Source organism: Bacteroides togonis, from assembly GCF_900130135.1.
Taxonomy (GTDB): domain Bacteria; phylum Bacteroidota; class Bacteroidia; order Bacteroidales; family Bacteroidaceae; genus Bacteroides; species Bacteroides pullorum.
The window spans coordinates 2588534-2604284 of record NZ_LT670820.1; the positions used below are offsets into that span (position 1 = coordinate 2588534).

The following is a 15751-nucleotide window of genomic DNA, read 5'->3' on the forward strand; positions in this document are numbered from 1 at the left end:
AGCATTGTTTTCCTTTTAAGAAAACAATGTTTCACGCCTTCACATTCATCCGTATACGTATTAATTTTCAGTCGCATAGATTGAAACCAACGAGAAAAACAATCTTTCACCTAAAAAAGAAGTTTCAACGTAATCCGCTTATAGACAATTGGATACGTTGAAACTTCACATAAATACATTATATAAACCCTATTTTATTGGATAACTACCAGCACAAAAGGCTGTTGTTTCACGTCGTCGAGTGGAACAGCCCGATAGTTCACACGTGTGAAATCTATTTCAGAAAGATCAATCCGACGAATGGCACTGTTGTACATCGTGCGATAATAGATAACTCGATTTGTGATGTCTGTAACCGTAGTCCATTGTGTGGCACTGGGAATGTCGACAGGTATTTTGCCATCGGCAAACTCCACGCCAATGGGGATATCGAAATTATTCAGTATCTGGAACCCCTGACGTACAGCATCTTCCGCTTTGGCCTGCAATGGCGCTGTTGTTTGATAAAAAGCGGCACGAACGAAACGAGACGGGGGGGTGACATCGCCTGGAATCCCTAAGGAGCCACTTCCGGCACCGAAGGAAGCAATATGCACATCACCCATTTTCCGGGCTTCAGCCGTACCTGCGTAGAGGTTAACATAGTTGTTCAGGTTCGTCATCTGCCATTCAAAGCCGGGTGAATTGGTCAGTACTCCCAGTCGGTTCTCGTAGAAACAAGGTTTTCCACCTACGATTTCCAGCACAATCTGCCGACCCGATTTATCAGCAAACCTCCAATGTACGGTAGAAGCCCGCGGATCTATTGCAATAATATGCGCTTTGCTTACAGCTTCCTTCACCTGCTCTATCGTAGCACAACTACCCAGAATCCACGAGATGAGCTGCAAGTCGGTAACACTCTGTTCCTTCACTTCTTCATTATAAGCTTCATACTGCCCGTAACCAGGGAAATAGAAGAGCCCGGCAGACAATCCGACCTCATTCAACCCTTCGACTACAAATTCTTTTTGCTCTACGGAAAGGCCTACATAACCATATTGGGCCACCATTTTCATTCCATTCTGTGCGTATCCAGGCACGTATGAATGTTGTACGTATCCCCTCGGAACCACCACATATTGACTATTCAGTTCACTTCCACCCCATTCGATGGTGCGAGCTACTATGCGCGCACTGTCCTTAGCGGTTAGCGTGATGCCCGTGCAAGCATCGGCCTTTTGCTGTGTCAGTAGTACCATGGCTACAGCCATGCATGTAATAAAAATCTTTTTCATTGTCATCAGGTTTTGTACAAGTAACAAATTTAAAACGAATATGTTTACGTTGTATCACTATAAGCAAGAAATCTGCCTAAAAACAGGTCTTCATCTGTTAAAGATCTCCCGCCATACTATAAAATACGGTAGCAAACAGGTACCCCATTTTTCTTTTAATCATCTCCAGATACCCGTCTGAAGTAGGAACACATCTGCTACGCCATCCAAGTAGTGCATAGCTACCACATTCAGAAGTCAGGAGAGGCTAGTTGGAGTTCCGCGAAAACTTTGGTGATTTCATACATCGGTATGGAAACGCAGACAGTAACGATTAAGTCCAATCTGAAGATCGTATTGAGAACCAACTCGGAGATGCTTGACGAGGTGATGGTAGTTGCGTTCGGTACAGCAAAGAAATCAGCATTTACCGGATCTGCCGCAGTGATTGATAACAAGGAATTGTCTAAACGCATCACGACCAATGTATCCGATGCATTAGTAGGTTCTGTTCCAGGACTACAGATTCGTGGAACATCAGGAGCACCGGGATCTGACAGCAATAAGATCAATATCCGCGGTATTGCTTCCATGTATGCCAACACGGAACCTTTGATTATTGTTGATGGAGCACCCTATACAGCAAGTCTCACCAATATTCCACAAAATGATATCGAGTCTATTACCGTGTTGAAAGATGCTGCCTCAGCTGCTCTTTATGGTGCCCGTGGTGCTGCAGGTGTAATCATTGTAACTACCAAAAAGGGACAAACCAAAGAAGCAGAGGTTAACGTAGATATGAAATGGGGCGTAAACTCACGTGCAGTACAGGATTATGATGTCATCACTGATCCGGGAGAGTACTATGAAGCTTATTATGCCCAACTCTATAACTACTCATTCTTTGGTCAAGGTAATACACCTTCAGTAGCTAATGCCTGGGCAAACCAGACCATGCTCAGCCAATTAGGCTACAATGTATATACCGTGCCTAACGGTGAAATGCTTATCGGTATGGATGGACGTCTGAACCCTAATGCAACTTTAGGACGGCGTTTTACCAATAACGGAACAGAATACTATCTGACACCGGATGATTGGCAAGATCTGGCTTACCGGAATTCATTACGTCAGGAATATACAGTCAGTGTTAACGGAGGAAATGATCGGTCTTCTTTTTATGCGAGTATCGGTTATCTGAATGATGAAGGTATTATCATCAATTCGGATTACGAGCGTCTGACAGCGCGTGTACGCGCAGACTACCAGGTAAAGAAATGGTTGAAATTAGGAGCAAATGTAGGATTTGTACACTCTATCCAACACTCTATTCCGAATGGTGGTACAGACGCAAACGGATCAAACATGATGTATTATACCAGCTCTATTGCACCTATTTACCCAGCATTTGTACGCGTTGTTGATTCCAATGGTAATGTAGTTATTCAGCAAGATGAACAGGGACACAATGCTTATGATTTTGGTACGGGTAATCAGGGCTATGGTTTGAACCGTCCTTTTATGTCAACCACAAACCCATTGGCAAACAATCAGTATGATGTAGTAGAAAATGGTGGTAATCAGATGAATGGTACATTTACAGCCGATATCAACATTACCAGTTACCTAAAAGCCAATATCACCAGTACAGTAAACTGGGGGCAGACAAACTATTTCAGCTACATGAATCCTTACTATGGGTCAAAGGTTAGTGTAAATGGAGAGCTTACGAAACAATCTACATCATCCTTGCGTACCAACAATATCCAGACATTGAATTATTTTAAAGATTTTGGTTCGCATAGTGTCAGTGTATTAGCTGGTCACGAATACTACAAAACGACAACTCAGTATTTAGGAGCTCTTGCTCAAGGTGGCTTTTCGCCGGAAATAACAGAAATAGACGCTTTCGCCAAGATCTCCGATGCTTCTTCAAACAAGAGTCAATACAATGTTGAGGGTTACTTTGCAAGCGCGCAATACGATTACGATGACAAATACTTTGCGTCGGTTTCCTACCGTCGTGACGCATCTTCTTATTTTGCTCCAGAAAATCGTTGGGGTAACTTTTGGTCTGTAGGTGGTGCTTGGATGTTAAACAAAGAAAGCTTTATGGAAAACACTTCTGACTGGCTCAATGAGCTGAAAATCAAGCTATCCGTCGGCCAGCAAGGTAATGATAACATCGGTGCTTTTGCATATACAGACCTCTACACATTGGCTCCGACAGGTGACTTCTCAATGGGAGCTACCTTCATGAGAATGGGTAACCCGGACATTACATGGGAAACAACAACCAATTACAACCTTGGTGTAGAATTTGCTTTATGGGACAGCCGACTCACCGGCAATGTGGATTACTATGTTAAGAAAACTACCGATCTGCTGTTCTGGCTTTCTATACCGGAATCTTCAGGTACTCGTGGTTATTATGGCAATATCGGAGACATACGTAATATGGGGTTAGAAGTTTCTTTGACAGGAGCTATTATCCGGAACCGGAATGTAGATTGGACTGTAACAGCAAACCTGTCGCACAATCAGACAAAAATTCTGAGCCTTCCTGAATCCAAAACACGTGCTATGGGAGGTTTTAATGAGACCAACAGTACTGGTTTGGGAGGAAACTGGTATGAAGTAGGAGGCCCACTTTACAACGCCTATTGTATTGAGTATGCAGGTGTGAACGATAAAGGCGAAGCATTATATTGGGTTGATGATGAAGTAACTATAGCTGGCGCTCCGGGCAAGAACCACTCTTATACGACAACCGATCCGAATGGTGCCACTTACTATAAACAAGGTTCTATCTTGCCGAAGGTCTTCGGAGGGTTTAATACGACATTGCGAATTGGCGGTTTTGATGCAACCGTTGCATTTGACTACCAAATAGGTGGTAAAATACAGGACTACCGATATGCTTCTTTGATGACTCCGCGTGAGACAGGAAACGGCGCAGGATCTGCAATTCATAAAGATTACATCAAATCGTGGAGTCCCAACAATACAAGTAGCAATATCCCACGTTGGCAGTATGGCGACAGATATACCGTATTTGCCAGTTCAAGCCGTTTCCTGACCAATGCAAGTTATCTGAACTTCCAATCGTTTACTGTAGGTTATACCTTGCCTAAAAAATGGTCTAACTTTGTTTCAAAGATACGTGTTTATGCTGCTGGTGAGAATTTGTGCTTTTGGTCAGCACGTAAAGGGTTAGATCCACGTTATTCATACGATGGAAACTCATCTATCACTCCCTACTCACCGGCCCGTAATATTTCAGGAGGTATCCAATTGACATTCTAATAATACTAAATAAGGATTTTATCAACATGAAAAAAATAAAATTAAGTATAGCCATTGTTGCTTTAGGACTTTTGACAACAAGCTGTATTGATGAAATATATCCTCAGAGTGATTATGCCACGAACGATCAGACAGCTAACGCACCTAATTCTTTCCAAAATTTCGTAGATGGTATCACTTCCTCTATGCTGGGTCAGGTATTGTACAATAGCAGTTATCCGTTTGATTATGGTTATCCAACCTTCTTCCAAATACGTGATGTTATGGGGCAGGACGTTGTAGTTAATTATGATGGCCACTGGTATTCAACCTGGTACACTAGCTCTACAGGCTTGGGACCTCGTTACGCGTTGGCTCAGTTTCCTTGGACCATTTATTACGGTTGGATAAAGAACTGCAATACCGTATTGTCACTGGCTGGTGATGAGCCAAGTGAAGCCCACAAGGCCGGAGCTGGCATTGCATTGGCTATGCGTGCAATGTATTATATGGATATGGCACGTATGTTTGCTAACAAGACGTATGCTTTGGATAAAAATGCTGAAACGGTGCCTATCGTAACAGAAAAAACTGCACTGGAGGATTTGTCGAACAATCCACGTGCTACCAACGAGAATATGTGGAATTTTATCATTTCAGACTTGGACAAGGCAGAAGGGTATTTAGCTGATTATAAGAGAACAGATCTTTCCACACCCGACTTGTCTGTTGTATATGGATTGAAGGCTCGCGCCTATCAGGTAATGGAGGATTGGCCCAATGCAGAGAAATATGCCAAACTAGCTCAGGAAGGTTACACAATGATGAGTCAAGATGAATATCTGAGTCGTGAAACAGGCTTTAACACTCCTAATAGCTCATGGATGTTCGCCTTACAGTTTAAGAACACGGACCCTGCCATCATTGACAATGACGCAGACAGTTCATGGGGTTCCTTCATGTGCTTGGAGCTGATCGTAGGACCCGGCAATTGCGGTTATGCGTCCAACTATGGTCACCATTTCAGCATAGACAGACATCTGTATGAAACAATCCCAGCAACAGATTTTCGTAAGAAATGTTTCATAGACTTTGCCATAGACAATTTGGCTACACCAGAAGAAATGGTTGAGGCACTGGCCGACTATTCTGATTATCCGGAGTATGTTTATAGTAGCGGATACAACAACGGTAATACAGAAGGTGTTGGTGGACGTTCATTGAAGTTTCGTTTGGCAGGTGGTGCAGAGGGACATTTAAACCAATACATCGGATTTCTGATGGCTGTACCTCTGATGCGTGTAGAAGAGATGAAACTGATTGAAATAGAAGCTGCCGGTATGCAGGATGAAGGCAGAGGTATCGCATTATTGACAAGCTTTGCTCAGACACGTGATCCGCAATATGTATATGGTAAACACAATGAGGCTTATTTCAATCAGAGTACTTCGGCTTTCCAAAACGAAGTATGGTGGCAGCGCCGTGTAGAATTGTGGGGTGAAGGATTTGCAACCTTTGATATCAAACGTCTGAATAAAGGTATTATTCGTAGTTATCCTAATACAAACCATGTGGCATCTTATCGCTGGAATGTGCAGACTCCTCCCGACTGGATGAATCTTTGTATCGTAGAAACTGAAACCAACAACAATACAGCTTGTACAAATAATCCGACTCCGATACCTCCGGCTTCTGAGTCCAGTGAATACCAGTGGTAAACAAAGGTTAAATCGTTTAATCAACAGTACAAATATGAAAAGAAATATTTACAGAATATTCATGGGACTGCTTGTTCTCAGTTCCATAATTTCTTGTTCGGAAGAGCAAGGGACAGAAGTCGGCAATGATTCTGAACCCTCTGTCATTGTCTATCAGTACACTCCAGGTGAAGATTATAATGCAGATAATGATATTAAACTACGTATTGCTGCAAATAATCGTACACAGGAGGCCTATTATCTCTATGAATTGACAGAAGATAAAGAGAAATACATTGCAACCAATGGAGAAGCGGCTTATTTGGAGCATGTTGTAACAGATGGTATCAAGCTGGATGACATTTCCGGTGAATCCACCCAAGATGTTGTTCTGACAGGATTGATTGGTGACTATACCATAACTGCAGTAGCTGTAAATGGAAATCAGAAAAAGGCTTTTGAGACGACTTTTTACGGTATCCAATGGAATATTCTTGGTGAAGGCATGTTCCAATCGACTTTCTTTGGCGAAGTATTCCCTGTAGAGATACGTAAGGCCGCTCATGCTGAATGGTATAAGATTGTAGAACCCTATGCTCTTGGATTAGATTTGATTGTTAAATTTAACGGGACAGATGCTACAATAGAACAACAACAGGTGTTTACTGATTCCAACTATGGAGCTGTATATGCAGAAGGTATCGGCGTATTGAATAACGGTTTAATCTATATGAATATAGAATTTACCTGTGCTGCTGGAACTTTCGGAGAATATACCGAAGTTGCAAAATTACCTGTAGAGTAAGCAATTAAGAACCATGTCCTTTCTGCTATTCAACAATAGGGAATAGTCTAAAAGGAATATAAGATCGTAAGAGGCTGTCTCAAAATAAACTTGAGATAGCCTCTGTTGTTTCATTCCAGATTGAAGTCCTTTGTATTTTTCTCTAAACACGTAAAGGAGTGAAATGAAGCATTCCGAATACACTCCACTTACTTATCCAAATTCTTCACTCCATTTAGGAAGCATTTCTTTTAATCATGCCCTTCTGTTTTGGAATAATCTCATTTTATGGCAGAGGAGAATGTTCATTTCATTTGTCTCCTTAACCACTCTTCAAAGAACTTGTCATAAACACTATATATACCCAATTCGTAAGTAACAAAATCTTTATCAAGCAATCCTTTAATTGCCCCCTGAACTGAGCTGGCTGTCAACTTATATGTATTTAAGAATCTGGAGGAAGTAATTTCTTTAGCTTTTCCTTCCTTACAAATAGCCATAAGTACTTCTTTCTGTTTAGCTGGTAATTGAAACAACAAAGAAGAATAGGTGAAACTCAATTGGGCCAAGATATTGTCAATGGCAATTTCAACCTTGTCTATTGTACAAGTTTCTCTATCTTGCGTCAAGCTATAAAGGGAATTCAATACAAATTGAATGTACCAAGTTATTCCTTCAAAACGCTGATAAACATTGTGGACTGCATCGGTTTCTATATGTTTGCCATTGTTACTGAAATGGTGCTGTGCAAATTCACAATAGACCTCCTCTTGAATAGGTTTCAAATCCATAATGGCTGTACTCTGATAGAATGGACGTGAAGGACTGGTGAATATTTCCCCCATCATGTGCCGTTGCGAACCTGAAAAAATGAATGTTGCATTGTTGCAATGCTGTATCTGCGTACGCAATAAAGCCTCCACATTCTTTTCCGGATACTTCGCTATTACCTGAAATTCATCAATAGCTATCAAACAAGGTTTGTCGGCGTGTTCTATATATTGGAACACTTCATCCAAAGTAACAACTGGCGCTTTAATATCGCCCATTTCAAGATTCCAACTAGGATTTCCAGTGTAATCAAAAGAAATACTTGAACGAAGAGAACTTACACTATTTAAAAAGGCATCCCACGCTTTTCTGCCAAAAGGACGCAAACCGTTCAGAATACTTTTCCCTAATTCAAACACGAGCTCCTGCAAGTTTTTTGTAGCATAAATATCTATTAAAAAAGTATAGTATTCTTGTTGAATTTTATTTTGATGAAAAGAATGTGCAATCAATCCTGTCTTCCCCAAACGGCGTGGCGAGATTAGAGCCACATGATTGTTATTTGTAAGATAACGCAATAAAACGTTGGTTTCTGCAACCCTGTCACAAAAGTAAGTTGGAGAAACATAACCACTCGTGATAAATGGATTTATTTTTGTCATACTTCAAGTTTTATGCAAAACTAATTATAATCTTATTATAAAGCAAGTCTTTCTTACAAAAGTTATACTAGATGAGATTTTTATTTAACAATGAATTTAAATGATAGCAGAAACTGTTATGGCATAATGTCCAAGTGAAAGATGCTTACAAACAAATAACTCTTAAGTATTGTAAATGTTTTAGTGATTAAACTAATAGCAGATTAGTGCAACATACAATTTTACGTAAGTCGTAATCTTCATTTTTATCCTTATGTAACAACTTACATAGCTTTACAAACATGGAGTACAATCTATTTGTCTATAAATAAGATATTTATGATGAATTTTTAGTAGAAAAATGGTATTATTAATGTTCGAGAGAGGCGTTTTTATGCATTACGGCCAATAATTAATGTAGGTTTTAGCAAACAACAATTTTATTAATCCTCTAATTATCAGTAAACCTTAATTCCGCAACACTATTATAAATATAACTTTTTAAGTACCTGAGCAACAAAAAGTTGCCCAGGATTTTGCCGTGTCAGATTTTTCACTTATCTTAGTGTTGCAATTAGAAAACAAGCGAAAATCGTAACAAGGCATGGCAAAGGTACAAATAAAATCTGAGAAACTCACACCTTTTGGAGGAATTTTTTCAATCATGGAGAAATTTGACTCCATGCTTTCACCCGTTATCGACTCAACACTGGGTCAGAGATGCCGCAGTATCATCGGATATCAGTTCAGCGAGATAGTCCGTTCGCTGATGAGCGTTTATTTCTGTGGCGGCTCATGCGTGGAAGACGTAACGTCACAACTGATGCGCCATCTCTCGTATCATCCTACCCTTCGTACATGCAGCTCTGATACCATCCTCAGAGCCATCAAGGAACTGACACAGGAAAACATCTCCTATACTTCCGACCAAGGCAAGACCTATGATTTCAATACTGCAGACAAACTCAACACATTGCTTATAAACGCTTTGGTTTCTACAGGCGAGTTGAAGGAAATTGAGGAATACGATGTTGACTTTGACCATCAGTTTCTTGAAACGGAGAAGTATGATGCAAAACCGACCTACAAAAAGTTCCTCGGCTACAGGCCTGGCGTATATGTTATCGGTGACAAGATAGTCTATATCGAGAACAGCGATGGCAACACGAATGTGCGTTTTCATCAGGCAGACACCCATAAGAGATTCTTCGCTCTTCTGGAATCCCAGAACATCCGTGTAAATCGCTTCAGGGCAGACTGCGGTTCCTGCTCGAAGGAAATCGTCAGTGAGATAGAGAAGCATTGCAAACATTTCTACATCCGTGCCAACCGATGCAGTTCGCTCTACAATGACATCTTTGCTCTGAGAGGATGGAAGACGGAGGAGATTAACGGCATCCAGTTCGAACTCAATTCCATTCTCGTTGAGAAATGGGAAGGCAAGTGCTATCGTCTTGTCATCCAGAGACAAAGACGCAACAGTGGCGACCTTGACCTATGGGAAGGCGAATACACTTACCGTTGTATTCTGACCAACGATTACAAGTCATCGACAAGGGACATTGTTGAATTCTACAATCTGCGTGGCGGCAAGGAACGTATCTTTGACGACATGAACAACGGATTCGGTTGGAGCAGGCTCCCCAAGTCATTCATGGCGGAGAATACTGTCTTTCTTCTGCTTACTGCATTGATACACAATTTCTACAAGACCATCATGAGCAGGCTTGACACCAAGGCTTTTGGGCTCAAGAAAACGAGTCGCATAAAGGCTTTTGTCTTCAGATTCATCTCCGTACCTGCCAAGTGGATCATGACTGCAAGGCAATACGTGCTGAATATCTACACAGAGAACCGCGCTTATGCAAAACCCTTCAAAACAGAATTCGGATAAGAATCCTTTCTTTCCGGTTAGAATCTGCGTATTTCCTCAAGTCGCATCGTGGGGTAAGGGGATGTTGGCTACATATTGATGTTGTGCTGTTGCTTTTTACTGAAAGCTACTACTAACGACTCATAAATCTACCCTTAATCGTGTATTGGATGATAGTTGCGGATTTTAGGGTAAATAAAATATTCTCTTAGTTCCGCGAAGACTTTGGTAATTTCCTACATTGGTATGGAAGAACAAAGAGTTGCAATAGCTCCGAATTTAAAGGTTATTTTAAAGCCTAATACAGAATTGCTCGATGAAGTTGTAATTGTAGGTTATGGTACAGGTAAGAAGCTTGGTTCGGTAGTAGGAGCTGTTTCAACTGTAAACAACCAAAAACTGGAATCAAAACCCAGTATGAACTTCGCAGACGCATTACAAGGACAGGTCGCTGGTATGCAAGTATTTACTTCCAGCGGAGAACCAGCATCAGGTTCAAGAATGCGTATTCGCGGACGTTCCTCTTTGAAAGCAGGAACCGACCCTTTATACATTCTTGATGGCGCCCCAGTTTCCAGTGGTGTTTTTACATCATTAAATCCAAATGATATTGAATCGGTTACTGTTTTAAAAGACGCCTCATCTACATCTATATATGGTGCTAGAGCTGCAAATGGTGTTATTTATATCACCACCAAAAGAGGTAAAAGTGGAGAAAAAGCTGTAGTTAATGTACGTGGTATGTACGGCTTTGCAGAACTGCCAGATTTTGCTAAAAATGCAATGAACGCTCAAGAATTCATGCAATTTCAGATGATGTGTGATCCCTCTTTAGCTAATAATGCGGAATTTATTGCACGTAAACAGCAATTTGAGAAAGCGGGATTAAGTATGGACTGGAGTGATTACGTTATGCGACAAAACGCAGCCACATATAATGTTGATGCCAGCATTAGCGGGTCTACGGGTAATACAAATTATTTTGTTAGCGCTGGCCATTTTGACCAAGACGGTACATCATATCAATCCAATATGGCTCGTGAAAACTTCCGTGTTAATCTGAATACCAAAGTCAATAATTGGCTAAAATTTGGTGTAAATGCAGCTATTTCCTACTCAGATTATGTTACAACAATGGCTATTTCTGGCTCTGATGGGGTTTATATCAATTCTCCGCTAATTTTAGCTCGAATGGGACGTCCAGATGATTTCCCTTATGAAGTAACCTTTAATGAAGATGGAAGTTGGACTCGCGGAGAGGATCTACTGAAAATGAGCACAACCGGAAGCACTAACCCTATGAAGATGTTCCAAAATTCTTCGTATAAGAATGAAAAAGTTATGGGAAATTTAAATACTTATTTTGAAATTACGCCAGTTAAAGGATTAACTATCAAGGCAGCACAAGCCTATGAAGGATTTTATTACAAGTATAGAGGATTAAGTAAACCGTGGGAAAATAATGAGTTTAATGGAAGCGTAAGTGAAAATTTCCAACGTGGAACTCGATGGACTTTCACCAATACCGCAGAGTATAAACACACATTTGCAGATGTACATAACATGACTGTATTGATAGGACAGGAATCTACTTCTTATAATGCAGATAATTTTTCAGCTTCTGGTCAAGGAATAGAAGACAACCGTTTGACACAGTTGTCACATACGTCTACAGACTCAAGAAGTGTATCCGGAGGCCGTTCTGAGTATGTATTCAATTCTTATTTTGGACGAGCTGAGTATAACTATAACGAAAAATATTATGTAGAAGGTTCATATCGTCGTGACGGTTCCTCTAGATTTAGTAAAGACCATCGCTGGGCTGGCTTCTTCTCTGTTGGTGCGATGTGGAATCTAAAGAATGAAGTATTTTTAGAAGACATAACATGGTTGAACGATTTGCGCCTGAAAGCCAGCTACGGAACAACAGGTAATTCTGAGATTAAGAACTATGCTTCATTAGGCCTTGTTGCAGGTGGTAGTAGCTATAACTACAAAGACGATAGTGGCTGGGTAATAGGCACTGTAGGAAATAATGACCTAACTTGGGAAGAATTGCAAAATTTATCTGTTGGAGTTTCAACTAGAGTTTTTGATCGAGTTGATTTAAGTGTTGAACTCTACAATAAGAAAACCACGAACATGTTAATGGATATTCCTTTTTCATACACAACTGGTCACTCAAGCGGTATGGGCAATGTTGGAGAGCTAACCAATAAAGGTATGGATATAGACCTACGCGTGGACATTTTGAATACCAATGACTGGAAATGGAATGTCTATGCCAATTTCAGCTATAATACGACAAAAATAGACAAGCTTTTCAATGGTATTGATGAACTGGCATTCCCTGAGTCCGGATTAAAATATCAAATTGGACATAACCCCTATGAATACTATGCTGTAAAAATGGCTGGTGTTGATCCTAGAGATGGTTTGCCAATGTATTATGATTTAAATGGCAACATCACGAAAAACTTCAGCATGGAATATATGCAATTTGTTGGCAAAAATATGGACGCTAACTGGAGTGGTGGTTTTGGAACGACTCTTAGCTGGAAAGGACTGACATTAATGGCCGATTTTAGCTGGGTCGGCGAACGCTACATTATCAATAATGACCGTTTCTTTATGGAAGAGCCTGCTAATATGAGCGTTGTAAATATGGATAAGAAAATGCTCACAATGTGGCAAAAGCCAGGTGATATTACCAATGTAGCTCGCTATGATGTAAATAGACAGAATTTTCTAAACACAGACTATTTCTTAGAGAATGCAGCTTTCCTTCGTCTGAAGAATCTAACGATCTCATATGACTTACCCTCTAACCTGCTAAAAAAGACTAAATTCTTTGAAGGTGTCAGAGTTTTTGCAACAGGTAAAAACCTGATTACCGTAACTGATTTCTCTGGTGTTGATCCTGAAATCGATAACAATATAGCAATGGGTAATTATCCCAACGCACGTCAATATTCGTTTGGAGTAGAGGTGAAATTCTAAAATAATTAAAGAAGTACAAATTATGAAAATAGTAAAGAACATTATATTAACATCGGTGGTATTGACTACATTGGCATCGTGCGATATGGATAAATATCCTTATGATTCGATTCCTGTAGATAATGCCATACAATCAGTAAGTGACTGCGAAAAATTGCGTGCAGGTATGTATCGCGATTTACGTATTATATCTCAATCAACAAATTCTTTAGCTTCAGATTTCCAAGCTGATGAATTTATCCCTGCAGAATACTTTGGCAATCAGTTTGGTTCATTGTACAGTTGGGAAGCAACTCCATCTGAAGGATCATTCGGCACAGTGTGGGGAAATAGTTATACGACTATTGCCCAATGCAACTTACTAATTGATGGTATTCAAAAATTAATTGATGGAGAAAGCTTAGATACAGATGAGATAGCCACAGTTAAAAACATTCAAGGAGAAGCCTACATGGTACGCGCATATGCCTATGCTACCTTGGCAGACCGTTATTGTGCTAATTATGATGCTTCTACAGCAGCAAACACATACGGTGTACCCTTGGTTACCAAGTACTCACCTTCAGCGGACAACTCCACTTATCCAGGCCGATCTACACTGGAAGAGACCTATCAACGTATTAAAGAAGATATTCAGAATGCACGCACCAACCTGAGTGCGCCTGGTACTCAAAGTAGTGAATATCTGACAACTGACGCTTTGGATGCTTTTGAGGCACGTATAGCATTATTAACAAAAGATTATGACACTGCAATTAGTAAAGCAGAAGCTTTAATTAACAGCAATCGTTACCCGTTGATTAATGATGGAGCAGCTTTTCAAGCTATGTGGCTAAACGATGTTACAACCGAGGTAATTTGCCAACTTTATTCTAGCAAATTACAGTTAGCTCCAGCAATGGGTTCCTATTTCTTAGATGAGATATCACACAAACCATCATTCTTGCCATCTGCTGACATCATTAATTCATATAGTGAAAATGATATCCGCCTTCAAACATATTTTGCTATTGACAATGTTGTATTCTCAGGCAATGTAACCCATCCAATGGTTGTATTCAACAAATACCCAGGTAACCCAGATATGTATGAAGGGAGCAACAATTATGTAAACAAGCCAAAAATTTTCCGAATAGCGGAGCAGTATTTAATAGCTGCCGAAGCACGCTTCCAAAAAGGTGGAACAGACAACGAGTCTAAAGCATACAATTGGATATATACATTGATATCTGCTCGTGATCAATCTGCAATAAGAAATGAAGTAAGAGGTACTGCATTACAAAATCTAATTCGCCAAGAACGTGAGCGGGAGTTATTGGGTGAAGGATTCCGTTTAACAGACCTAAAACGTTACGGTGAAGGATTTACTCGTCAGAACCCACAGGATGCTTCATTAAGTTATCAATTGGGGCTAGGCATTAACGTTTCTGCTGATAACCCTCGTTGGATATGGGCTATTCCTCAAAGTGAAATTGAGGCAAATCCTCAAATCAAAGAGCAACAGAATCCAGGCTATTAATAAGTATAATGTTGAAAACTGACAAATTATGAAATATCTTAAATTATTAGCATTGTTGGCCTTACCATTATGTCTCAGTGCTTGTAGCGATGATGATGAATTTAATGTAGGCAATGCAACCGTTGGTTTTGCCACTCCGGAAATAACAATAAAGGAAAATACAACTTCCCTCAATGTTCCCATTACAGTGGAAGGAGATCATACCGGACTAATCAAAGTAAATGTCATAGTTAAAGATGCTCAAGGGACTAATGTAGAAATAGATAAAAATATTATTTTGACATCTGGAGATCTCAAATTACCTGCAAATGTTTCTACAATAAATGCGGAAATCAATTTATCAGTCTATACAAAAGAAGATGATTTTAATCGTTCTTTTACACTGGAAATCGAATCTGCTCAAGGAGCGACAGTACGTACATCAACTTGCAAGATCAACTTAGAAGAGGCTGTTGATGCTTATGATAAGTTAATCGGGAATTGGGTTATGAATGCTTCTGGAGCAGCAGGTAGCATACCTGTAAGCATCGCTGCAAATGCAGAAGGGACTGGCTATGATTGTGTCATGAATTATCAAGGAATAGATTGTAAATTCCGAATGAATTATTCTGCGACCGGTATAGAAATCATAGCAAAAGAAGCCATAGCATCCGGTTTAAATTTTGGAGATCCTATCGGTGTTGCAGATATTTATCTTGCTCTTCTTGCCGACGGTCTGTATTGGCAAAATATTCCAGGCATGTGGAATGACACTTTTGATACCATAACACTGGAAGCAGGTTTAGCAGGTGCTATTATGGTAAATGGTTCGTTTAGTGGTTCTGTATGGTTCCAATGGACAGACTGCATATTGACTAAATCGAATTAATCTCTTAATAAAATTATAAAGAAGGCTGCTTTCAGAAAGAGGTTATAAATTCTCTCT

General features: G+C 40.1%; 9 protein-coding genes. 7 read left to right on the forward strand and 2 right to left on the reverse strand.

The window, feature by feature from the left end; all coding sequences use genetic code 11:
- Positions 1-194: 194 nt before the first annotated feature.
- Positions 195-1277, reverse strand: coding sequence for a linear amide C-N hydrolase (locus BQ8005_RS11060; protein ID WP_075318078.1), 1083 nt, complete (start codon positions 1275-1277; stop codon positions 195-197).
- A 213-nt stretch (positions 1278-1490) separates the two neighbouring features.
- On the opposite strand from BQ8005_RS11060, the gene BQ8005_RS11065 reads away from it, so the two are divergent.
- From BQ8005_RS11065 to BQ8005_RS11075, 3 genes are read left to right on the forward strand one after another with little or no spacing between them, the layout of a single operon-like run.
- Complete coding sequence (locus BQ8005_RS11065; RefSeq protein WP_262484391.1) at positions 1491-4562, forward strand: SusC/RagA family TonB-linked outer membrane protein; 3072 nt, start codon at positions 1491-1493, stop codon at positions 4560-4562.
- A 26-nt stretch (positions 4563-4588) separates the two neighbouring features.
- Positions 4589-6259 (forward strand): RagB/SusD family nutrient uptake outer membrane protein, encoded by a 1671-nt coding sequence (locus BQ8005_RS11070; RefSeq protein WP_075318080.1) that lies wholly within the window; start codon positions 4589-4591, stop codon positions 6257-6259.
- Between the two features lie 34 nt (positions 6260-6293).
- On the forward strand, positions 6294-7043 hold the full coding sequence (locus BQ8005_RS11075; RefSeq protein ID WP_159436243.1) for a hypothetical protein: 750 nt from the start codon (positions 6294-6296) through the stop codon (positions 7041-7043).
- 284 nt (positions 7044-7327) lie between these two features.
- On the opposite strand, the gene BQ8005_RS11080 is transcribed toward BQ8005_RS11075, so the two are convergent.
- Positions 7328-8455, reverse strand: coding sequence for an AAA family ATPase (locus BQ8005_RS11080; RefSeq protein ID WP_075318082.1), 1128 nt, complete (start codon positions 8453-8455; stop codon positions 7328-7330).
- 583 nt (positions 8456-9038) lie between these two features.
- Here BQ8005_RS11080 and BQ8005_RS11085 point away from each other — a divergent pair.
- The 4 genes from BQ8005_RS11085 (at position 9039) to BQ8005_RS11100 (ending at position 15694) form a co-directional block, all read left to right on the forward strand.
- On the forward strand, positions 9039-10328 hold the full coding sequence (locus BQ8005_RS11085) for an IS1380-like element IS612 family transposase (protein ID WP_005815306.1): 1290 nt from the start codon (positions 9039-9041) through the stop codon (positions 10326-10328).
- A gap of 174 nt (positions 10329-10502) precedes the next feature.
- Positions 10503-13307 (forward strand): SusC/RagA family TonB-linked outer membrane protein, encoded by a 2805-nt coding sequence (locus BQ8005_RS11090; RefSeq protein WP_075318083.1) that lies wholly within the window; start codon positions 10503-10505, stop codon positions 13305-13307.
- A 22-nt stretch (positions 13308-13329) separates the two neighbouring features.
- The gene (locus tag BQ8005_RS11095) at positions 13330-14826 is read left to right on the forward strand and encodes a RagB/SusD family nutrient uptake outer membrane protein (RefSeq protein ID WP_075318084.1); all 1497 of its coding nucleotides are present in this window, start codon (positions 13330-13332) and stop codon (positions 14824-14826) included.
- Positions 14827-14854: 28 nt separating this feature from the next.
- Positions 14855-15694, forward strand: a complete 840-nt coding sequence (locus tag BQ8005_RS11100) for a hypothetical protein (protein ID WP_075318085.1) — start codon at positions 14855-14857, stop codon at positions 15692-15694.
- The last annotated feature ends 57 nt before the right edge of the window (positions 15695-15751 follow it).